The organism is Streptomyces sp. NPDC001532 (assembly GCF_040298625.1).
GTDB lineage: Bacteria > Actinomycetota > Actinomycetes > Streptomycetales > Streptomycetaceae > Streptomyces.
Genome location: NZ_JBEPAL010000019.1, coordinates 1 through 22,274, shown reverse-complemented (window position 1 = coordinate 22,274; position 22,274 = coordinate 1). Strand labels below are relative to the sequence as shown.

Below are 22,274 nucleotides of genomic sequence, written 5' to 3'. Positions count from 1 at the left end.
CGGGGATGGTCCGCCAGGAGCCATAGGCCGTGGTCGTTTACGGCGTCAGTCCTCGGGCTGGGCAGGGCTGCTGGGAAGGACCAGTGCCGAGTCCGTGTGGAGCGTGATGTGCACCGGCGTGAAGGTGGTGGCGTCCAGCGGCGATTCCCCGGTGCCGGGATTGCGGGCGAAGCGTGGGTGGGCGCCTCCGCTGATCTGCCAGCGTATGCGGTGGCCGGCGGGGAAGCGGTGGGCGGTGGCACTCATCGGGACGGTGACCCGCGAGGGCGCATCTCCGGCCGTCCGAAGCGGGCTGAACCCGTCGCAGACGTTGACGGAGCGGCCTTGTGGGTCCACCTCGCACAGGCGGGTGAAGACATCGGCGTGGCCGGTGTCCGTGGAGATGCTCAGCCGCGCGGAGACGGGGCCCAGGATGTCCACGGGCTCGGTGAGCGCTGGGCCGGTGAAGGTCAGGACATCGCCGCGAGCTTCCAGGGTGCCGTTGTCCTGGGGGCCGGCGGTGCGGGAGAGCAGGGGGCCGCCGAGGGAGGGGGTCGGGTCGGCCGGGTCGTAGCGGAACGCCGTCACGGGGGTGGAGTCCGCGGGGGCCTGCCGGGTGAGGTGCCCGCCGGGGATGGGATACCACGAGGTGGCGGCCGCGGTCGGCGGCCAGTCGTCCAGGTCCCGCCAGGTGTTCTCGCCGCCGACGTGCACGCGCACCGCTGTCGGACGCAGGCCGGAGGGGTCGGCGTACAGGTGGGCGCGCAGCCACGCGAGGCTTTCGGCGAACACCTCCGGCCATCCCTGTTGCAGGGCCGAGGTGTGCGTCCAGGGCCCGACGAGCAGGGCGGTCCGGCATCCGGCGCGGCGCAGTCGGCCGTACTGCTCGAAGGTCTGGTCGACCAGCGCGTCGTGCCATCCGGTGATCAGAGCCGTGGGCACGTTCAGCCGCTCCGCCGTCTCGGCGGTCTCGGCGGTCTCGGCGGGCCCGGTGGTCTCGGCCGTCTCCGCCGATCCCGCCAAGGACGCGCCGCGCCAGAAGGGGTCCGTGGCGTCCGGGTGGGCCATCACGTCGTCCAGCCAGGGAATGGCGCACCCGAGGCCTGAGACGTACGCCCCGCGCAGCGGCTGCGCGGTGGTGATGTCGCGCAGGCGGCGTTGCAGACGCAGGGTCGCCTTGACGAACGGCCCCAGGCCCTGGTGCTGGTAGGTCATGCCGACACCCACGGCGAGGGCGTTCTCCAGGCGCGGCGCACCGCCCGCGTGGAAGAGGGCGTAAGGGTCGTGCAGGCCCACTTGGACGACCATCGCCTTCAGCTCGGGCGGCGGGTCCGCGGCGAGGGCCCACTGCACATAGCCCAGGTAGCTGGGGCCGACGGTACCCAGTGTTCCGTTGAACCAGGGCTGCTCGCGCAGCCAGGACACCGTGGCCTGACCGTCGGCGGGCTCGTTGCGCCACAGGTCGAACGCGCCGCCCGAACCGCCGGTGCCGCGGCAGCTCTGCAGGACGACATGGAAGCCCTGCTCCGCGAAGAGCAGGCCGTACTGGGGCGACCACGGCAGTCCTCGGCCATAGGGCGAGCGGACCAGGAGGGTGGGGAAGTCGCCCTGGGCACGCGGGAAGTAGTGGTCGGTGATCAACGGGCTGCCGTCGGCGGCCGGCACCACCAGCCCCGGCTCCCAGCCGACCTCGTGCCGCTTCGCCGGCAGGCCTCGCCAGAGCGCCCTCATCATGCGGGACGACAGCGGTGGCTTGCCCGTGGGCGGCGTCCAGACCGGTCCGGCCACGGCGTCGGGCGTGCTTGATGGCATCGTTCCCCTCCACATTCTCGTACTGTGTACGAGAATAGTGCATGCTTGGATGGGCTTGGCAAGAGCCACCGCAACGACCAGGGAAGGAGAGCGAAGCCGTGCCCAGCGACGGAAAGTCCGGTGCCGCCGGCGTCGACCCCGAACAGCTCTGGCTTCGCCCCACCGAGCCCCGCAGAGGCCGCAGACCCTCCTTCAGTCGGGAGGCGATCGTCGCCGCAGCCGTGAAGCTCGCCGACGCGGAAGGGCTCGACGTCGTCACCATGCGGCGGGTGGCCGCCGAGGTCGGAGCGGGCGTCATGTCGCTCTACAGCTACGCGCCGGACAAAGAGACGCTGCTGGAGCTGATGGTCGACCACGTCAGCGGCGAACTCACGGTCACGAACCCGCCGAGCGGCGACTGGCGTGCGGACCTGAAGGCCGTCGCCCACGCGCAGCGCGCCCACATGCTGCGCCACCCCTGGCTGCCCGCCGCCTTGTCCACCCGCCGTGTTCCGGGGCCCAACACGCTTGCCTTCCTGGAACACGTACTCGCCGTCCTGCGGCCCACCGGGCTGGACGGTGCGGCGAAGCTGGAGGTCTTCGCCCAGCTCACCGCATTCGTGGCCGGGCACGTCGCCCATGAGGTCGCGCAGGCCGCGGTCTCACGATCACCGGACCGCGCCGCAGCCGAGGTCCGCTACCTCACCGCCGTCGCGGCCGACGGCCACCACCCGGAACTCGCCGAGGCCCTGTCCGCCCCCGGCCGTCCCCTGACCCCCGACGCCACCTTCACCCGGTTCCTCAATCGCCTGATCGACGGGCTCGACACCGGCTGATGCGGCCTGCTCGTCGGCAGCGGTCTGCTCAACCGCTTCGCCGCCGCGCGCTTCCACCAGGCCGACACCCTTCCGCAACTCCGGGACGCCGTGGCCCACCCCATGGCGGCCGACCTCCCGTCCGTGGCCGCGGCGGGCGCCGCCGTGCACTTCGTCGTACGGCTCACGACCATGCGACGGGAAAAGGTGGCCCGAGGGCCGTACTGCAGGATCGCGGCTGCTCCGCAGGGTGCGGTGCAGGAGGTCAGGTCGACAGGTCAGGTGGACGGGGTGGCGTCGGGCTCGGTGTCGAAGGAGCTGCTTGCCGTGAGGTTCTCGACGAACGTCCGGAAGTCCGGCGCCAGCGCGAGTTCGGTGTCGAAGTCGCGATCGAACCAGGTGACGGACGGCTCGCCGTCCGGTCCGACTCTCCCGCACCTGGCCCGCGCTGCGGTGAGAGCCCGGACCTGCCCGGCCGGTGGGCCCGGGTCCGTGAGATCATCGTGTCCCGAGCCTCCGGACCTGGTGTTGCCGCTAAGCAGGCGCCCGCGGGACGAACGGCTCGATCGGCACATCGGCCGCGCCGGAGCGCGGCACCTGGGGGAGTGGGCATGGGGTACAGCGGGACGACGGAACCGTGCCGGGGGCGGACGTGTGCCGAGCGGATGACCGAGGCGCTGACTGTCGCCGTGGCGTCGGTCCTCTCGCTCGTCCTGCTGGCGGGACCGGCGGTGGTCTTCGGTACGACCGCCTGGCATCTGGTCGGCGACGCCGGAGCCGCCGCGTACAGCAGGGTCTCGGTTCCCGTGATCTTCCTTGCCATCACCGCGCTGCCGCTCGTCCTGGCCCGCGTCGTGTTCCGCCGGGGCCGACGCAGGGGCCAGGAGCGGCTGACGGCGGCGGTCCCGGCGGTGCTGACGCTGCTCGGCGGGTCCGTCGTGCTGGCGGTGGCGCTGGGGCTGTTCTTCGCGTCCGCCGCCTGACCTTCGGCCGGCCGACGGCGAGAAGAACAACAGGAGACCAAGAAGGGGCACCGCACCTGCCACCGGTATGACACGCTGATGGCGTGATCATCAGGGTGAGTGAGGCACGCGTACGTCCTGAGCGTTTCGAAGCGTTCCGCGACATGATCGTCGACGCGGTGCGCGAGTTCCCCGGCCGCTACCCCGGCCTGGTGGACCACGAAGTACTGCTCGCGCCGCCGGATTCGCTGCTGTACGTCAGTCGTTGGCGCAGCGAGGAGGACCTGGTCGGCTACGCCGGCGAGCACTGGCGTGACCAGCCCGTGGTGCTGCCGGGCGAGGACGAGTACCTCGTCGCACCACTCCAGGTGCGACACTTCACCCTCGCGCCGCTGACCTGAGCGAGGTGCCCCGACGGCCTCCACCAGGCGGCCCCCGACGCGACGGACAGAAGGCGCGACGGACAGAAGGCGCGACGGACAGAAGACGCGACGGACAGGAGGCAGAGGTGGCCGGGACGACGGCGGCCGAGGTGATGGCCGAGCTGGCCGCGCTGGACGATGCGAAGATCCGCGCGGTGAACGAGAGACACGGCGACGACCACGGCGTGAACCTCACCAAGCTGCGCGCGCTCGCCAAGCGGCTCAAGACGCGGCACGACCTCGCGGGTGAGCTCTGGACGACGGCCGACACCGCGGCGCGGCTGCTGGCGCTCCTCATCTGCCGCCCGAGGGCGTACGAGCGCGACGAGCTGGACACCATGCTGCGCGAGGCGCGCACCCCGAAGGTGCACGACTGGCTCGTGAACTACGTGGTGAAGAAGAATCCGCACCGCGAGGAACTGCGCCTGGCCTGGCTCGCCGATCCCGACCCGGTCGTCGCGAGCGCCGGGTGGGCGCTCACCACCGAACGCGTGGCGAAGCAGCCCGAGGGCCTCGACCTCGCGGGGCTGCTCGACGTGATCGAGGCGGACATGAAGGACGCCCCGGACCGTCTGCAATGGGCGATGAACCACTGTCTGGCACAGATCGGGATCGAGCACGCCGAGTACCGCAGCCGCGCGATCGGGATCGGAGAGCGCCTGGAGGTGCTCAAGGACTACCCGACCTCACCGGGCTGCACCTCGCCGTTCGCGCCCGTGTGGATCGCCGAGATGGTGCGCCGGCAGGGGGACAGTACGGTGACCTGAGGCGAGGAGACATGAACCTCCGCGCTCGCTCGCGCCCCACCACACCGCCGCGAAGAGCCCCGGTGACGAGGTGTGGCCGCGAGTGCTGTTCGCCGTCGAAGCGGCGGTCGAGGCCGAGGTCCGCAGCCGTCTGGAGGCGGCTCTCTCCCGCTCCGGCCTCGACGGCCCGGACGGCACGACCACCCACTGGAACCTCCGCGACGCACGCCCAGGCGTCCTCCGGGCCGACGAGACCGACCACGCCCGACACCTCCTCCGGACACAGACCTGAGACCTGATCCCCCGCGCCTGGGACCGGGCCCGCGGCCCGTCAGAAGCGCCGTCGCGACGCCGGATCCAGGCCGCAGGTTCCCGAGGCCGACGCCCCGTCCGTTCCCGTGAGCCGTACGGTGGCCCGGCCGTCGGCGTCGTGGCTGTAGGCGATCGTGCAGACCAGCTGGCGCAGCGCGGTGCGGTCCAGTCCGTCCAGTGGGATGGGCAGGTCGGTCGTGACCCTGTCGCCGCCGGACGAGACCTCCACCCGGGGAGTATCGGCCGAGCGCGCGGAGGGAAGGGACGTGCCGAGCCCCGCCGCGCGATCCTGTTCGTCGGGACCGCCGAGCAGCGCGAGGATCACCTTCTCCGTCGGTACGGGTACGGCGGCCCCGTCGGCGGGGTCCTGGCCGGCGACCATGCCGCCTTCGGGACCGTACTCGATCGTGGACGTGGTGGACCGGATCACCGGACTGATCCCGCCGTCGGACGTGCGGAAGAAGAGCAGCATGTCGAAGTCGTGGTCGACGAACGCCTGGACGGAGGCGGGACCGCCCGCCTCGATCACGTCGGTCTCCTGGATGCCGCAGCCGCCGAGCAGCAGCAACCCCGACGCGACGGCGACCGCGCCGGTACGCCGGCACGTCCGCGCACGCCTCATCCGTCGGCCTCCTCCAGGTGGAGCGGTATCTCGACGGTGAAGACGGCACCACTTCCGGGAAGGTTCCCGGCACGGACGGTGCCGCCGTGCAGCCGGACGTTCTCCTGGGTGATCGCCAGCCCCAGGCCGCTGCCCGCCGACCGGGTACGGGCCGCGTCGGCCTTGTAGAACCGGTCGAAGATGTGCGGCAGCGCATCCGGCCGGATGCCGGGCCCGCTGTCGGCGACCTCCGTGATCAGTACGGGCGGGCCGGAGGAGCGCGTCTCGCTGCGCAGGCTCAGGGTGACGGGCGCGCCGCCGTGCCGCAGGGCGTTGCCGACGAGGTTGGCGATCACGATGTCGAAGCGGCGCGGGTCGAGGCGAGCGCGGATGCCGGGGGGCAGATCGGTGCGGATGCGGTCATCGGTCCAGTGCCGGTTCTCCAGCGTCTTGCCGATGGTCTCCGCCACGTCCACCTCGTCGGTGTTGAGCTCGGCCGCGCGGGCGTCGAAGCGGGAGATCTCCATCAGATCCTCGACGAGCACGGCGAGCTTGCCGGTCTCGGCACTGACCAGGCGGACCGCCCGGGCGGTGTCGGGGTCCAGCCGGCCGGCGTCCTCGTCGAGCACCTCGGTGACGGCGAGCATTCCGGCGAGCGGTGTGCGCAGCTCGTGGGAGACGTCGGAGGCGAAGCGGAGGGCGCGTGCCTCGGCCTCGCGCAGCTCGCGCACGGAGCGTTCGAGGTTCCCCGCGGAAGCGTTGAAGGTGCGGGCGAGGTCGGCCAGTTCGTCGCTGCCCCGCACGGTGATCCGGGTGTCGAGTCTGCCGCTGCCCATGCTCTGGGCGGCCTGGCGCAGTTCCCGCACCGGCCGCAGCACGCTGCGCGCGGCGATCAGGCCGGGGATCAGCGCGATGGCGAGACCGGGCAGGGCGCCGTCCCGGGCGGCCACGAGCAGCGCGTCCACGTTGACCTGCTCGTCGGTCATCCGCATGACGGCGTAGAGGACGAGTCCGCTCGGCAGCGTGCTCTCGGGGCCGGTCCTGAAGACGGTGGGCATGGCGATGGTCAGGTAGGGCACGCCGTCCTTGACGACCCGCTCGAAGCTGCCGTTGGGGTGCGCGCGTGCGGCGCGGCGCAGTTCCGGGGTGATGACGCTGGAGACGGGGTTCTCGCCGGAGGAGGCGCGGACCGAACCGTACTCCGCGAACACCACCCAGGGACGCGGCTTTCCCTTCCGGGCGATGTCGCGCAGGATCTCCTCCAGGCCCTCCCGCTGCACGGGCAGGGCCCAGCCGGTCTGCTGCACCTGGTCACGGAAGGAGGAGACCGCGGTGTCCTGGGCGGTCTTCAGCAGCGCGTTGCGGGCCTCGCGGTAGGTCAGCGCGGACGTGGTGCCCGCGCTGACGGCGGCGACCAGCAGGAAGGCGAACACCAGCCGGGTGCGCAGCCCGAACGCCCTGGCCCGCGTCCGCCCCGCGCGAGAATCGGCGGGCGCCTTGCCGTCGGCGGGAGCGTCCGCGGGCGCCGTGCCGTCGTCGGCCGCGCCGCGGCGGCCGACGCTCGCGCGGAGAGCCCGCCGGGCGAGGCGGCCGGGGCCGGAGCCGGAGGTCACAGCGGTCCGAAGCGGTAGCCGAAGCCCCGCAGCGTCTGGATGTAGCGAGGGCTGCCCGCCTCGTCCTCGATCTTGCCGCGCAGCCGTGCGACACAGGCGTCGACCAGTCGTGCGTCGGCGTGGAAGCTGTGCTCCCACACGTGCTCCAGCAACTGCTGTCTGCTGAACACCTGCTCGGGCGCTGCGGACAGATGCAGCAGCAGCTTGAGCTCGGAGGGGGCCAGCGCGAGGCGGCGGCCGGACTTCGTGACGGTCAGCCCGGCGCGGTCGATGGCCAGGTCGCCGTGGACCTCGACGGCCGCGCGGTCCTGGCCGGTGGTGTCGATGCGGCGCAGCACGGCGCAGATCCGCGCCTCGATCACCTCGGTGCGGGCGGGCTTGACGATGTAGTCGTCGGCTCCGGCCTCCAGGCCGATCACCACATCGAAGTCGTCGCCCCGCGCGGTGAGCATGATGATCGGCAGCTGGCTCCGCTCGCGGACCCGCCGGCAGACCTGCACCCCGTTCATGCCGGGAAGCATCAGATCCAGCAGCATCAGATCCGGGCGGAACTCGGCCAGCGCGGCGAGACCGGCCTCGCCGGTCGCGGCCACCCGTACCTCGTGTCCACGGCGGCGCAGACCGAGCTCGACCCCTTCGCGCACGGAAGGGTCGTCCTCGATGAGGAGCACGCGGGGCATGGGCAGTTCTCCCTAGGTGGTGGTCAGGTCCGGGCCAGTCTGCGGCGTACGCCGGACAGCAGGGCGTCGAGTTCGGTCAGCCGCAGCGGCCGGGCGAGCACGGCGAAGACGAGCACGACGACCACGGCCCCGGCGGTTGCGGAGGCGAGGGCTCCGGCCCGTGCGGCGCCCAGCGCGGCCAGGTGGCCCAGCCCGGCCGCGGGTACGGCGGCGAGAACGAGCCGCGCATGGGTGCCCGCGGCGGCCGAGCGCAGCGGACGGGTGACGCCGAGACGGCGGCTCAGCACCCGGGCGGTCACCACCCAGCCCACGCACAGCGCCACCGAGTACGCCGCCGCCATGCCGGTCACGGCCCAGCGGGCGGGCAGCAGGTGGGCGGCCGCCACGGACAGTCCCGCGTTCAGGGCGACGATCACCAGGTTGAGCAGGAACGGCGTACGGGTGTCGGAGAGGGCGTAGAAGGTGCGGGACAGCACGTACTGGCCGGACATGGCGACGAGTCCGGGCGCGAAGGCCATCAGGATCCCGGCCATGGCCTCGGTGTCGCCGGCGCTGGTCCTGCCGTACCCGAAGACCAGGGCCATCACCGGCTGGGCGAGGGCGAGCAGCATGCACGCGGCGGGCACGACGGCGGACGCGGAGGTGCGCAGCGCCTGGGAGACGTCACGCCGCAGGGCGGCGGTGTCCCCGTCGGCGGCGGCCGCGCTCATCCGGGGCATCAGCGCGGTCACCAGGGAGACCGTGATGATGCCGTGCGGCACGACCCACAGGGCATAGGCGTTGTTGTACGCGCTGTATCCGGGGCCGCCGTCGAGTCCCGCGGTCGTGGCCAGCCGGGTGGTGACCCAGTAGGCGGCCTGGTTGGCCAGGACCAGCAGCACCAGCCAGAAGGCCGCCCGCAACGGGCGGGTCAGTCCGCTGCCGCGCCAGTCGAAACGGGGCCGCCAGCGGAACTTCGCCGCGCGCAGCGCGGGGACGAGGGCGAGGGTCTGGACGGCGATCCCGGCGGTGGTGCCCCAGCCGAGCAGGGCGGTCTCGGCCGGGGTGAGCGCGCTCCCGCCGCCCGTGTCCCCGATGTCCGTGGCGAAGGCCATATACAGCCCGAACACGGCGATGACGACCAGGTTGTTGAGCACCGGCGCCCACATCATCGCGCCGAACCGGCCGCGTGCGTTGAGGACTTGTCCGAGCAGGGTGAACAGCCCGAGGAAGAAGATCTGCGGCAGGCAGTAGCGGGCGAACGCGGTCGTCATGGCGGCCTGTCCGCCGCCGTAGTCGGTGTACGCGTCGACGATCGCGGGGGCCGCCCACACCGCGGCCGCGGTGATCGCCAGCAGGGCGGTCACACAGACGGTGACGAGCCGGTCGGTGTACGCGACACCGCCGTCCTCGTGCTCCTTGGCAGCCTTGACCAGCTCGGGGACGAAGACGGCGTTGAGCGCGCCGCCGAGGAGCAGCATGTAGACGATGGTGGGCAGCGAGTTGCCGACCGCGTAGCCGTCGGCGGTCGGCCCGATGGTGCCGAGCGCCGCCGCGACCACGGCGGAGCGGGCGAAGCCGGTGCCTCGGGAGACGATCGACCCGGCGGCCATGACGGCACTGCTGCGTGCCGTGGAGGCCGCCTTCGCACCGGCGCGGCCGTCGCCGGACCCTTCGCCGTCCGGCCGGTGTCGCCGCCGCCGGGTCGGCGAGCGCCTGTGCACGCCGCCGCGGGCGGGTGACCCTTCGCCGTCCGGCCGGGAGGCGGCGCTGTCCGGCTGGGACCCTTCGCCGTCCGGCCGGGAGGCCGCGCCGTCCGTACCGGTCGGAGTCGTGGCGCTCACCGGCGGTTCAGGTACGCCTGGAAGGCGCGGTACAGCGTCTGGTTGGCGGTGCCGCCCAACGGTCTCTCCCATTCCCCCAACGTCTCGACGACCTGTCCGCCGGTGCCGAGCTTCCAGCGCAGCAATCCGTACGCACGTTCGTCGGGGTCGAGAGTGGAGGGTACCCCGCGCATGTCGTAGACGTCAGCGCCGAGGACGTGGGCGTCCAGCAGCATCCGCCATTGCAGGGCGTTGGAGGGCCGTACCTCGCGACGGTGGTCGGCCGAGGCCCCCGTCTGGTACCAGACCCGGCGGCCCACTGTGATCATCGTGTGGGCGGCGAGGATCTCACCGCGGTGACGGGCGAGATACAGCTTCATCCGGCCCGGCTCCTCGGCGTTGAGCGCCGCGTACTGACGCTCGTAGTAGGCGAGGGGGCGGCCGAGCCGGAAGCCGTCGCGTTCCTCGGTGAGGCCCAGCAGCCGGTAGAACTGCGGGAGTTCGGCGGCGCTGCCCACCACCACCTCCACGCCTTCCTTCTGCGCGCGCCGGACGTTGCGCCGCCACTCCTGGTTGAGCCCGGACCACAGGTCCTCGGTGGTGCGTCCGGTGAGCGGTATCCGGAAGACGTGACGGGGCTGGGCGTCCCCGTCGTTCCCGGTCCCGTCCCCGCCGCAGCGGCGCCAGCCTCGGGCGCGCAGCCGCTCGGCGACGGCGGTGCCGAGCGGGTCGACCTCGCTGGCGAGCACATCGCCCAGCCGGCGACCCGGCCCCGCGAGCGGCTTCAGCGCGGAGGCGTCCCAGCGCCGGTAGGCGGGCGAGGGTCCCATGCGGACGGCGAACGCGCCCGCGCCGCGCAGATGGTCGAGCAGCGGCGTCAGCCAGACGTCGATGTCGGGATCCGCCCAGTCGGCCACGGGCCCCTCGGGGAGGTAGGCGAAGTACTTGCGGGTGCCCGGGAACTGACGCAGCAGGACCAGGGCGACACCGCTCAGCGCACCCGACCTCGGATCCGTACCGCTCGGCGCACCCGATCCCTGACCCGTACCGCTCAGCCCGCCCGATCCAGGATCCGTTCCCCAGCCGAGCAATTGGGCCCGCCAGCCCTCCTTGACCTGTGCCCAGGAAGGGCACTGGAGGAAGCCGGGGCCGAGCGCCTGGCCGGCGGGTGACGCCAGGAAGGCACGGTAGGCCTCGGGCGTGACGGGACCGAGGAACACGGGTGCCTGTCCCGCTCGGGGGACGCGGCCAGGCGGTACGAGCAGTGCGGACACGGTCTGAGCCTCGCTTTCTCCCCGGCTTGTCACGGGGACGCCGACGATGCTCACAGCGGCCCATGACCGCTCCGCGCGGTGAATGTGACCGGACCATGACCGTTCCTCACCAACCGCCGTCACATTGCTCCGCAGTGGCTGACCTGGCGTTTTCCGGCTCTACAGTCACGATCGTCCGCCCATCACCGCGGACGTCGACTGCGGACGTCGACTGCGGACGTCGGCCTGCGGAAGCCGACCGCGGAAGTCGACCGCTGAAACCGCCCGTCACGGAGGTCCCCATGCACCGCACACGTGTGTTCACCCATGCCCCGATCCGGGCCGCCGTCGCCGCGGCCTTGCTGGCGCCGCTCGCCGCCTGCTCGTCGAGTGCGTCACCGACTGCTTCGGACGCGCCGCGGACCCAGCGGACCGACGACCGACCCGTGACGGTCACCGTCACACCCGAGGGACGGCAGGCCGCACCGGGCCGGCCGGTCACCGTCACCGCCTCCCACGGCCGGCTCACCTCGGTGACCGTCACCGACGCCGACGGCCGCCGGCTGCCCGGCAAGGTCACGGCCGACGGCGCGAGGTGGACCTCGTACCGCAAGGCCGCGCCCGGCACGGCGTACGAGGTCACCGCCGCGACCCGCAGCGCGAGCGGCACCGCCGCGACCACCGAGGCCTCCTTCACCACGGCCGAGGCGGACAAGGTCAACAAGGTCGACTGGCGGCCGGGCCCCGCCACCACCGTCGGCGTGGCCCAGCCGATCTCCCTGGTCTTCGACAACCCGGTCGAGAACCGGGCCGAGGTCGAGCGGCAGCTCAAGGTCACCACCTCGAACGACACCGAGGGCTCCTGGGGCTGGATCCGCGACTGGTCGGGCCGGGACCGGGTCGACTGGCGTCCGAAGGCCTACTGGAAGCCCGGCACGAAGGTGACACTCGACGCCGAACTGAACGGCACCCACTCGGGAGCCGACGGCGGCTGGTTCGTACGCGACTACACGACGACCTTCACCATCGGCGCCGAACAGATCGTCCAGGTCGACCTCGACACCCACCGGCTCAAACTCGTGCGCGACGGCAGGACCGTCCGCGACATCCCGGTCTCCGGAGGCACGCCCGGCGGCGACAAGCGCTCCTGGCGCGGAACGGCCGTACTCATGGCCAAGGAGGGCACCATCAACATGAACTCCGAGACGGTCGGTCTCGGCGACGCCTACGACAAGATGGTCGACTACTCGATGCGGCTGACCTGGTCCGGCATGTACGCGCACGCCGCCCCGTGGAACGCCCGCTACTTCGGCAACTCCAACCGCAGTTCGGGCTGCATAGGCATGAGCGACGCGAACGCGGCCTGGTTCTACGGGCAGGTGCGCCCGGGCGACCCGTTCGAGATCACCGGCAAGGAGACCAAGGGCGTGGTGGACCCGGGGAACGGCTTCGGCGCCTGGAACCTGTCATGGGCCGCCTGGCAGCGGAAGAGCGCGCTGCTGTGAGGACGGCTGGTACCGGCGGGGGAGTGGGGTCCGAAGCCCGCCGGATTCCGTCATCGCGCCCGGCGGCCTTCGTTGCCCCGCTGGTCTGCTCGTAATTGGGGGGAGGAGGAGACGGGTTCTCAGCCGCCGACGTGGATGCCGGGACGCCGGTCGGGGTCGGGTTCGTTGCTGCGTATGATCTCGCGGGTCACGGGGGCGGTGTCGCCGCGCCCGAGGAGGAAGTAGCGGAACATGTGCATCAGCGGACTGCCCTCGGCCCACGCGAAGTAGCAGTGCGGCCGTACGCCCGTGGCGTCGCGCAGGGCCAGGAGGATGGCGGCGATCGCGTTGGGGGCGGCCGGAGCCTCGGCGCGCAGGATGCGGTAGCCGTCCACTTCGACACCGTGGACGGTGAGGGTCTCGCTGAAGTCGGAAGGGTCCACCACGTCGATCTCCAGGAAGAGGATGTCGGCAGGGCCCGGTACCGGATTGGTGCCGCGCTGTTCGCGTTCCTTGCTGCTGTACTCGGCGAAGTCGCCGGCCTGGCGGCGGTTGGCGATGATGTTGATGGCGTCGTCGTGGGCCAGGGTGTCGTGGATGAAGCGGCGGGTGGTCTCGTCGAAGACGACGCGGTCGGCGCGCAGTTCGGTGGTGCGTGACACGCGGGAGATCAGCGACACGATGATGATGCCCAGGATGAAGAGGCCGGAGATGGCGATGCCGTCGGGCTTGTCGACGATGTTGGCGATCAGTGCGTAGAGCAGCACCACGGTGAGCAGTGCGAAGCCGACAGTGGCCACCCGTCGGCGGCCGCGGGCGACGGAGACGGTGACGGCGAAGGCCCCGGACACCATCATCGCCAGGATCCCCGTGGCGTAGGCGCCGGCCTGGGCGTCGACATCGGCGTCGAAGGCGATGGTGATCACCACACACAGCGCGGTGTAGACGAGGACGACAGGACGCACCGCGCGTCCCCATTCGGGAGCCATGCCGTAGTCGGGCAGGTACCGCGGAACGATGTTGATCAACCCGGCCATGGCCGAGGCACCGGCGAACCAGAGGATGAGGATGGTGCTGACGTCGTAGACCGTGCCGAAGGCCTCGCCGACGTGCTCGTGGGCCAGCCAGGCCAGAGCCCGGCCGTTGGCCGCGCCACCGGGCTCGAACTCGTCGGCCGGGATGAGGACCGTGGTCACGAAGCTGGCGGACAGCAGGTAGACGCTCATGATCAGGGCGGCGGTGGTCAGCAGACGGCGGGTGTTGCGGATCCTGGCACGCAGCCGCTGCTCGGCGTCGGCGCCGTCGGCCGCCACCAGCGGCATCATGCTCACGCCGGTCTCGAAGCCCGACAGGCCCAGCACCAGCAGCGGGAAGGCGAGGAGCGCCGGACCGACCAGGTCACCGAAGCCGCCGCCGTCCGCGAGGGCGTCGGTCCAGGCCGACAGCGCGCCGTCGGTCGTGAACACGTGCACCAGGCCGACGGCGATGACGACCGCGTTGAGTGCCAGGAAGACGGCGACCAGCGGGATCGCGACACTGACCGCCTCGCTGAACCCGAGCAGGAAGACACCGCCGAGCACCAGCAGCAGCACCACGGTCAGGGCGACCTCGTGGCCGTGCAACGCGGTGGGGAAGAAGGGGTTCTCCACCACGTGCACCGAGGCGTCCGCCGTGGAGAGCGTGATGGTGATGATCCAGGACGTGGCCACGAAGCCGAGCAGGACCAGCACGAACAGCTTGCCCCACCAGAACGGCAGCAGGTCTTCCAGCATGGCGACCGAGCCCGCACCGTTCGGGCTCTCCTTGGTCACCCTCCGGTACATCGGCAGCATCCCCAGCAGCGTCAGCCCCACGATCAGCAGCGTCGCCAGAGGCGACACGCTCCCGGCCGCCAGGGCGGCGATCGCCGGAACGTAGGCGAGGCTGGAGAAGTAGTCGACCCCGGTCAGGCACATCACCTTCCACCAGGGGTGCTGCTCGGCCCGACTCTCTCCGGCCGCGGGACCCGTCGGCTGGACCCGATGACGCAGCAGCCACCGAGCCGCCTTCCCCGTCGGCTGCGCCCGCAGAGCCGGACTGTCCACCACTTCCGGCACCATCGGCCGACCCGCGTCACTCATATCCCGTACGCCCTTTTCGCTCGGACACCACAACAGTCACGGCGGTCACCGCCTCGCGGCAGCGCGACGATCACCGAGTATGCGCCTGCCCGCACTTCGCCCGAGTAGTGAGGTCCCGCTGCGCCGGCGCGGCTACCTAGGACTTGTCCAGCCGATCACGGCTGTAGGCAGACGGGCATGATGCCCGGGTGAGCATCATCGTGAAGTTCTTCGTGGCGCCGGACGACACGTCAGCGGGCCTGGCCCTTCAGCCGGGGCCGGGACGGGCATTCGAGTCGCTCTCCATCGGCAACTTCGATCCCGAAGAAGCCGTGGTCGAGTGGGAATGCCTTCAGCCTCGCATCGTCGCTGGCCAGAGCGACGACGGGTGCGTCGTCTTCGCGATCTCGCCCCGCCTGCCCACTGCACTTGCCGACGCCGGGCACTCCAGATCGAGCGACGTCGCCGCCTCGTGGACCCGGCTGTGTGCGGAGGACGGCGAGGTCATCGACACCTGGGAGTCCTTCCCCGACGTCAACTCGATGGAGCCGAAGGAAGGTGAGGCTGCACCCGACTACATGCCCGATGCCCTCGGCCACGCCCTGGAGGCAGCGACCCTCGGCTACCGGCCGGGTACCCGGATCCCGGTGTGGCTCCCTCAGCACCCTGGGGCAGCACCCGGACGCCGGCCCCCGAGAGCAGCACGTTCGCGCAGGACCTTCGCGAATCGATGCTGCTGGGCTACGGGGTGGGCAACAACCGGGCGAAACGGCAGGGCAACAGCCTGGAGACGGGCTGAGGTCGGCGGCCGAGGACACGTAAGGATGCGGATAGTGATCAGTCGTAGGTCGGTACGCGTTGGACTCCTTGCCACGGCCGTGACCGGCTTGTTGGGTCTCGCGGCCACTGGTTGTGACGGGGACGGAAACGAGGAGCCGGCCGACAAGGCCTTGGCGGGAACGCAGGTGTGCGGTGGTGACGCCGTGTCCGCCCAGGCGTCCAAGGCACTGAAGGTGATCACGGGGACATCGCGGTTCGGTACGACAGCGGAGAAGTCCACCGTCGCGCAGGCCGCGAATAACCTGGTCGCTGTGTTTCCGGCCGCCACCGGAGGACGCGACGACGTCTGTCGCATCTACACGGCCGGCGGTGAGGCGGATTTCGCGTCCGAGTCACCTGGGGGCTGTACGGCGACTCTCCGACGGGCACCGGACCCGGAATTCACCGTGCTGAACATGGGGGAGCGCACCCTGGCGGCGGCGAACAGGGCGTCGGTCCGGTTCGCGTGCCGGAGCGACAAGCTTCCCAACTCCATGAATGAAGCGGCTCACGTAGGCATCGGCGTGGAACGCTGGGGCACACCGACGGAGCCCGAGGGGGACACCGAGGCGTTGAAGAACGCCTACGCCACCGTGGCCCATTCCTTCTCGCTGGCCATGGCCAAGGAACTGGGCTGTGAGAAGAACGGCGGGCTCCCGGAGAAACTGATCACTACTCCGTGACGAAGGGTGCGTATCCGACCGGGACCTCGCTCACCTGAAGGTCCGAGAAGAGCAAGGTGGAAGTGCAGCAGCACAGCGGCGCGATGGGGTGGTCTTGGGGGAGGGGAGCAAGCGCCTGCACTTCGGCCAACTGCCGGGCCTCCCGAACTGCGCGGCGTTTCAGCACGGGTGACACATCGCGGCTCTCGGCGACCTGTCGTAGTCGTGCCCGCATTGCGGCCAGTAGTCGCTCGCGCACCGCACCCCCCTGGTCCCCGCCTCGCTCACTCCTTGTCATGCTGATAGCACGATCCGTCGCGGAACGGCAGCACGCCTGGGTAGACTCGCCCCGGTTCAGCCGCATCGGGCAGCCCTGAGTGCGATGGCGCGGCTGAGCGGCCGAGGGGGCGGGGGCGCATGGCGGATCTTGGGGAAACGGCGAAAAGGCTGGCTGTCGTGTGTGCGCACGCGGAGGACATCCGCAGGCGGTTGCGGGCCGGCCCGCCCGGAAGCGACTCGCTCCTCGACGACGTACTGAACGCGAGCCGTGGCGGTGATGGCGACGGCGGGAGCGTGGCGCGAGCGGTGAACGTGCTGCACTCTGTGCTGCAGGCCCTCGGCGACTCCCAGGGCCTCTACTCGTACGTCGATCACGAGCGCTCTGCGGACCGTGACTTCCGTGCCGCTGGCGTGGACCCCTACGCGGGGGCCGGCGAGACCGTCTATCTGTGCCCGGCCCTTCGATGCACCCGCCGCTGGTGGCCGCAGGGCGCGATGCCGGTCCCCACCTGCACGATCAGCGCAGACGTGCTGCGGCGGGACCGGCTGTAGCCCATGGGCGGCATGCTGGCGGAACTCGGCAAGAAGCTCGCCGAACGGTGGATGTCCCTGCTCGTCCTACCCGGAGCCCTCTACCTGGCCGTGGCCGCCGCCGCCCGCGCCCTCGGCCATGCCCACCCGTTCGACCTCGACAGCCTGACCGAGCAGATAACCGCGTGGGCCGCCGCTCCCGCGGTCCGCACCGTGGGCGGCCAAGTCGTGCTGCTGGCAGCGGTGTTGGCCGCCGCCGCCGTCACCGGACTGATCGCGACGGCGCTCGGATCCCTGGCCGAGCAACTGCATCTCGCCACCAACTGGTACACCTGGCCACCCGGACTCCGGCACCTGGCCCACAGGGCCACCCGCTCCCGCGCCGCTCGCTGGAAGGCGGCAGCCGAGACCTGGCACCGCCTCAGAGACGAAGCCGCCGACGCCCGACTGCGCCGCGAACGGGCCGACCCCCTCCCTCGCTACGCCGCCCAGGCAGCGATGACGCGCATCTCGGTCGAATGTCCCGAGCGTCCCACCTGGAGCGGCGACCGCATCCAGGCGGTGGCCGTGCGCCTCGAACGCGACCACCACCTCGACCTGTCGGCCGTGTGGCCGCACCTGTGGACGATCCTGCCCGAAACGGTGCGGACCGACGTCACCACCGCGCGCCAGACCCTCACCCGGGCCACCGCCCTCACCGCCTGGGCGGTGCTCTACCTGTGCCTCGCCGTGTGGTGGTGGCCCGCCACGGCAGTCACCGCCGCGCTGCTCCTGGCCAGTTGGCGTCGCACCCGCGCCGCCGCCGACCTGTACGCCCACCTGCTGGAGGCCGCGGCCCGCACCTACGTCCGCGACCTCGCCGAACATCTCAGCCTCGACCCGGCGCCCCTCACCCAGGAGTTCGGCGACATCATCACCCGCCATCTCACCCCGAGCCCGCCTCCCCGGCCACGCCACGACCCTCCCGCCTCCGGCGCCTGATTGCCCGCTCTCCGAGTGGGGCGACCGAGCGGGTGGTGCCGCCTGGCCGACGCGACGCGCTCCGATGGGTGTCACGTTGCAGCGTGGCGCCGTAGGCCCGTAGGCCCGTAGGCCCGTAGGCCCGTGAGCCCGTTGGGCATCGTGGTGTCGCGTCGCGGCGTCACTTCGTAGGGCGCCTCGCTCAGGCACCGGCATGCAGATAGGCGGCCCACAGCTGAGGTGTCTGCCTCCGGTCGAACCCGGGCGGCAGGTCGGAGCCGTCGCGCACCTCGCGCACCGCATCGTGCAGAGCGCGGGCGGAACGAGCCGGGTCCAGGCCCGTGGAGTCCGTGTCCAGGTGGGAGTAGAACAACTTGGCCATGGTGACGGCGATCTGGTCGTCGATCGCCCAGAGCGTCCCGATGACATGGGGAAACCCGGCGAGCTGGAACGCGGAGGCGAGGTGGATAGCCTCGTCGAGCAGCTCGGTGGTGTCCACGGCGGCCGTGCGGCAGGCGGACAGGTAGGCGAGCCCGGCGCTTTTGAGTGCGACCGGGATCAGACTGGCCACGGTCAGCGGATCCTCCGCGTGATCGTGGAGCAGCAGCCGGCTGCTGGAGGGGTCGGCGGGATCACTGGTGCCGTGGCAGGCGAAGTGCACCAAGGACGCCTCGGCCAGATGTTTGAGCACGGCGGCTTTGGTGGGGGCGTCAGGTTCGGCGAGGGCGTTGGCGCCACCCTCCGTTGCACCACGCTCCTGCAACAGCACAGGCTGGGGCAGTCGAGCCCGCAGCATCTCGGCCTCCTCCTCGACGAACTGAAGGCGCCCGCGGCCGGGCAACCCGGGAGTGGTCGGCATGGCCACGATGAGACTGCGTACGGCCGTCGAGGCACGGCTCCGGGCGCACTCACGGGCGTGGCGCAGGGTGCGGACGGTCGGGGTGTAGGAGGAGACCACTCTGTCCATCACCGTGCGCGGGTTCTCGCCCGAGTCGGTGTGATGACCAGCGGCGTGCAGCGGCAGCAGCGTCAGCAGCCCGCTGGGGACCCACCACACCCGCGGCCACTCCTCGTCGCACGCCTCGTCCGGCCGGCGATGATGGCCCAGAGCTTCCAGCACCGGCCCGGTGGCGGCATCCCACAGCCACCGCAGGACGTTCGAAAGCGTTGCCTGCGCCTCCTCGCGCTCCGCCTGCGTCTCTCCGTGCGCGGCGAGTTCCTGCGCGCTCCTGAAGGCGCGGGCTTGTCGCAGGACTGCCGCGGGAGTGAGGGCAGGGAGCTCCACGCTCGTGATCGAGGTGGAGGTGAGCAGCAAGGCGTCGCTTCGGTGATCGCTGACGTTGAACACCACCACCGGGCCGTCCGACGCCTCGGCGCGCAGCTCCTGAGGGCTCGGAGGAAGGCCGAACGAGGAGAAACCGTCCAGACTCCGGATCTCGACCAGGAGCTCCGCGAACTCCTCGGCCCATTGGTTCCGGTCCGCCCTCAGGCGATCCAGACGCACCCCGCCGTCCACGGCTGCGTATCCGGCTGCCGGGTCCGTCGTGGCGTCCATGGGATCGTCGAGCAGCTCGCGCAGACGAAGGAAGCGAGCGGCGAGTTCCGGATGACGGTCGCGCAGATCGGTCACGTCGCTGCGCGTCTCCAGGACTTGGTTGAGCAGCAGGGCACGGCCCGCCTCCAGCAGCCCCAGAGCCCGCTCCGCCCGACCGCACGGAGTACCGGCCGGAGCGGCGAGGGCCAGGGCGGCGGCCGTGGCGGCCAGCCCGGTGAAGCCGCCGATCGCGTACTGCTGATCGGTGCGTGCCATCCGCCGCGACGGCACCGAGGGCAACAACCGCACGGCGGCCTCCGCCGTGTCCGCGGCACGATGGGCCTCACCGGCGCGGGCGAACAGCCGGCTTGCGGCGAAGCCGGCCCTGACCCGGACGGACGGTGGCGCGGACGCCACCTCGGACGCCTCCAGCCAGCAGTGCGCGGCGGCGGTGACATCCGCCTCCGCTCCGGTCCGTTCGGACCGCGCCCTGAGGGCGATCCCGAGGTTGCTCAGCGCCGACGCACGGTGCGGGTGGTCGGCCGGAGTGGCAGCCACCGCCTGCTGTCCCGCCTCGACGGCCGCGTCGAGCTCCGTGAGAGCTCCGGTGCGCGAGGAACGGGCCCCCAGGGCGAGGCCGAGATTGGACCACCACATGGAGCGGTCCGGGTGATCCGCCGGTGCCGCGGCCATGGCGTCACGCAGTCGGCCGATGGCGGAGTCGGCATCCTTCAGATGCCCCGTACGCTGGAACTTCCTGAGGTGAGCGGATCCCGACATGGACCGGAAGCGTGCGGCGTCGGGGTGGCTCGCGGGTGTCGCCGTCACCGCTTGTTCGAGGCAGCCGATGGCGTCGTCGAGATCCTCGGCGGCTCCGGTCCGTTCGTGCTTGCGCAGCAGAGTGCTGCCCAGGACGGACAGCACCGCCGCGCGCTCGGGGTGGCCGGGTGTCAGGAGGGTCGCCGCCTGCCTCGTCGTCCTGATCGCGGCCTCGAGGTCCGCCGTGGTGCCCGTGCGCTCGAAGCGCGCCACGAACGTGCCGCCCAAGTTGGACAGCCACATCGGCCGGTGGGGATGGTCCGGCGGCGTGGCGGTCACCACGTCCTGCAAGTGGCTGACGGCGGCATCGAGGTCCGCCGACTGCCCGGTCCGCTCGTACCGCCTCCGCAGTGCTCCGCCCAGGTTGCCCAGCCGCCCGGGACGGTCGGGGTGGTCGGCTGGTGTCCTCGCCACGGCCTGACGCAGCCGGTCGATGGCGGAGTCGAGGTCCGTCAGCGCTCCGCTCCGCTCGAAACGTCGGGACAGCGCACCGGCGAGGTTGGACAGAACCCTGGCGAGATCCGGGTCGCTGTCAGGTGTGGCCGAGGCCGCTTCCTGGCCTGCCGCGATGGCTTCGGTGAGGTCCTCGATCGCCCCCGTCCGCTCGAACCGCCTCTGCAAGTCGGCCCCCAGGTTGGACAGCACCGAGGCGCGCGCCGGGTGCTGTGCCGGCAGGGAGGCGTGGGCCCGGCGGTGCAGGGCGATGGCGGTGTCCAGATCGTGCAGCGCTCCCGTGCGCTCGAACCGGTCTCCCGAAGCGCTGGCCATGGTGGACAGGACCGCTCCGCGCTCGGGATGGCCTTCCGGGCACAGCCGCTCGGCCTGCCGCAAATGGTCCATCGCGGCGTCCAGGTCTTGCGTGGAGCCGGTCCGCTGGGACCGCTCTCCCAGGGCACTGGCCAGCCGGACGAGTGCTCGCACGCGATCCGGGTGGTGGCCGGGCATGGCCGTTACCGCGTCATGGAGCACCTTCACGGCGGCGTCGGCATCGGGTAACGCTCCCGTCCGCCCGAAACGGGCCTGCAGGGCCTGCCCGAGACTGGTGAGCAGCGGCACCCACTGGGGCCCGAGGGGCGGGGACACGGCTCTCGCCCGTCGCAGGTACTCGATCGCGCGGTCGAGGTCCCGGAGTGCTCCGGCCTGTTCGAACCGGTCCAGCAGCGAGACCCCGAGAAGGGACACCATGCCCGCCCACTCGGGGCGGCCGGGCGGCGTGGCGTCCACTGCCGCCTGCCCTGCGGCAACGGCCACCTCCAGGTCCGTCACCGCGCCGGCAAGAGCGAAGCGAGCCCGCAGCACGCTCGCCAGGTTGAACTGCATCCCGGCCCGGTCCGGATGACCGGCGCCGGCCGCGACCACGGCCTGTTGGTACAGGTCGGCCGCGGCGTCCAGGTCCGCCAAGGTGCCGTTGCGCTGGAACCGGATCCCGAGCAGGCCACCGAGATTGGACAACGCCCTCGGCCGCTCCGAGTGTTCGGCAGGAGTGGCGTTCACGATGCGCTGCCACAGCTCCACGGCAGCGGACAACAGTCTCGGATCGTCGGACCCTTGCACATGCCGGACCATGTCGAAGGCGCGGGGTGCGGCAGCGTCCGCGAGCCGCGGCAGCAGCGGAGCCGGAAGCCCGCTCATGCCGCTGACGAAGCAGGGGCCGAGCACGTCGACAGCGAGGTCAAGGGCTGCGGCTCTCTCCCCCTCGGGCAGCAGTCCGTGCCGACGCCAGAGGAGGCACCCGAGCTCGAAGCGCACCCGCACATCGTCCTCGTACGAGCCCTCCGCGAGCCTTGCGGCCGCGTCCGCCACCTGCCGTTCGGGCTCACCGTACGGGTCACCGTCTTCGGCGATTCGCTGTAGTCGCGCCAGCAGCGCGGCCAGCTGTTCCGTTCGCAAGACACCCCCATGCTGCTCACTGTCTGAGACGGTGATAGCACACGCCGTGTCGGGTTTTTCGGGTTTTCCCCGGCTCGGGGAAACGGTCCGATATGGCTGTTTCCGGAACGAAGACGGAGGGCGGCGGCGAGGCGGCCTGCTCGTCGAACTCGCCTGAGTGGACCGCTGAGCCGCAAAAAAAACCCGGCCGGGGGTGGCCCACGTAAGGCCACCCCCGGCCG

At 71.5% G+C, this 22,274-nt stretch carries 17 protein-coding genes and 1 pseudogene; 9 read left to right on the top strand and 9 right to left on the bottom strand.

Annotated elements, in window-relative coordinates:
• Positions 1-45: 45 nt before the first annotated feature.
• The gene (locus ABT232_RS18905; protein WP_450871738.1) at positions 46-1,791 is read right to left on the bottom strand and encodes a CocE/NonD family hydrolase; all 1,746 of its coding nucleotides are present in this window, start codon (positions 1,789-1,791) and stop codon (positions 46-48) included.
• Between the two features lie 98 nt (positions 1,792-1,889).
• Here ABT232_RS18905 and ABT232_RS18900 point away from each other — a divergent pair, with 98 nt between their 5' ends.
• The 5 genes from ABT232_RS18900 to ABT232_RS18880 all read left to right on the top strand — a co-directional run bounded on the left by ABT232_RS18900 (position 1,890) and on the right by ABT232_RS18880 (position 5,007).
• Entirely contained in the window at positions 1,890-2,606 is a 717-nt protein-coding gene (locus ABT232_RS18900; RefSeq protein WP_351841229.1) for a TetR/AcrR family transcriptional regulator, read from the top strand.
• A 590-nt stretch (positions 2,607-3,196) separates the two neighbouring features.
• Positions 3,197-3,568, top strand: a complete 372-nt coding sequence (locus ABT232_RS18895; RefSeq protein ID WP_351841227.1) for a hypothetical protein — start codon at positions 3,197-3,199, stop codon at positions 3,566-3,568.
• An 83-nt stretch (positions 3,569-3,651) separates the two neighbouring features.
• The gene (locus ABT232_RS18890; protein ID WP_351841225.1) at positions 3,652-3,948 is read left to right on the top strand and encodes an antibiotic biosynthesis monooxygenase family protein; all 297 of its coding nucleotides are present in this window, start codon (positions 3,652-3,654) and stop codon (positions 3,946-3,948) included.
• Between the two features lie 134 nt (positions 3,949-4,082).
• Entirely contained in the window at positions 4,083-4,736 is a 654-nt protein-coding gene (locus ABT232_RS18885) for a DNA alkylation repair protein (protein ID WP_450871740.1), read from the top strand.
• 82 nt (positions 4,737-4,818) lie between these two features.
• Positions 4,819-5,007, top strand: coding sequence for a hypothetical protein (locus ABT232_RS18880; protein WP_351841222.1), 189 nt, complete (start codon positions 4,819-4,821; stop codon positions 5,005-5,007).
• A 39-nt stretch (positions 5,008-5,046) separates the two neighbouring features.
• On the opposite strand, the gene ABT232_RS18875 is transcribed toward ABT232_RS18880, so the two are convergent.
• The 5 genes from ABT232_RS18875 to ABT232_RS18855 all read right to left on the bottom strand — a co-directional run bounded on the left by ABT232_RS18875 (position 5,047) and on the right by ABT232_RS18855 (position 10,997).
• Positions 5,047-5,649: a hypothetical protein gene (locus tag ABT232_RS18875; RefSeq protein ID WP_351841220.1), complete on the bottom strand. Its 603-nt coding sequence runs from the start codon at positions 5,647-5,649 to the stop codon at positions 5,047-5,049.
• Complete coding sequence (locus ABT232_RS18870) at positions 5,646-7,076, bottom strand: ATP-binding protein (protein WP_502975423.1); 1,431 nt, start codon at positions 7,074-7,076, stop codon at positions 5,646-5,648. The genes ABT232_RS18875 and ABT232_RS18870 overlap by 4 nt, the downstream gene beginning before the upstream one ends.
• A 161-nt stretch (positions 7,077-7,237) precedes the next feature.
• On the bottom strand, positions 7,238-7,921 hold the full coding sequence (locus ABT232_RS18865; protein WP_351841218.1) for a response regulator: 684 nt from the start codon (positions 7,919-7,921) through the stop codon (positions 7,238-7,240).
• Positions 7,922-7,944: 23 nt separating this feature from the next.
• Positions 7,945-9,513: a murein biosynthesis integral membrane protein MurJ gene (gene murJ, locus ABT232_RS18860; protein ID WP_351841431.1), complete on the bottom strand. Its 1,569-nt coding sequence runs from the start codon at positions 9,511-9,513 to the stop codon at positions 7,945-7,947.
• A gap of 227 nt (positions 9,514-9,740) precedes the next feature.
• Positions 9,741-10,997, bottom strand: a complete 1,257-nt coding sequence (locus tag ABT232_RS18855) for a lipid II:glycine glycyltransferase FemX (protein ID WP_450872126.1) — start codon at positions 10,995-10,997, stop codon at positions 9,741-9,743.
• 281 nt (positions 10,998-11,278) lie between these two features.
• On the opposite strand from ABT232_RS18855, the gene ABT232_RS18850 reads away from it, so the two are divergent.
• A complete protein-coding gene (locus ABT232_RS18850; RefSeq protein WP_351841214.1) occupies positions 11,279-12,481 on the top strand; it encodes a L,D-transpeptidase in 1,203 nt (400 codons plus the stop codon).
• A gap of 119 nt (positions 12,482-12,600) precedes the next feature.
• Here the strand turns inward: ABT232_RS18850 and ABT232_RS18845 are convergent, their stop codons facing one another.
• Positions 12,601-14,559, bottom strand: coding sequence for an APC family permease (locus ABT232_RS18845; RefSeq protein ID WP_450872127.1), 1,959 nt, complete (start codon positions 14,557-14,559; stop codon positions 12,601-12,603).
• A 209-nt stretch (positions 14,560-14,768) separates the two neighbouring features.
• On the opposite strand from ABT232_RS18845, the gene ABT232_RS18840 reads away from it, so the two are divergent.
• A complete protein-coding gene (locus ABT232_RS18840; RefSeq protein WP_351841448.1) occupies positions 14,769-16,061 on the top strand; it encodes a hypothetical protein in 1,293 nt (430 codons plus the stop codon).
• On the opposite strand, the pseudogene ABT232_RS38475 reads toward ABT232_RS18840, so the two are convergent.
• Positions 16,051-16,119, bottom strand: a pseudogene (locus ABT232_RS38475) (YxiG-like protein); the annotation flags it as partial. The gene ABT232_RS18840 and the pseudogene ABT232_RS38475 sit on opposite strands and share 11 nt — an antisense overlap.
• A 377-nt stretch (positions 16,120-16,496) precedes the next feature.
• On the opposite strand from ABT232_RS38475, the gene ABT232_RS18835 reads away from it, so the two are divergent.
• A complete protein-coding gene (locus ABT232_RS18835) occupies positions 16,497-16,871 on the top strand; it encodes a hypothetical protein (RefSeq protein WP_351841211.1) in 375 nt (124 codons plus the stop codon).
• 3 nt (positions 16,872-16,874) lie between these two features.
• Complete coding sequence (locus tag ABT232_RS18830) at positions 16,875-17,831, top strand: hypothetical protein (protein WP_351841210.1); 957 nt, start codon at positions 16,875-16,877, stop codon at positions 17,829-17,831.
• A 181-nt stretch (positions 17,832-18,012) separates the two neighbouring features.
• Here the strand turns inward: ABT232_RS18830 and ABT232_RS18825 are convergent.
• On the bottom strand, positions 18,013-22,274 hold a 4,262-nt coding region (locus ABT232_RS18825; RefSeq protein WP_351841208.1), incomplete at its 5' end, for a CHAT domain-containing protein.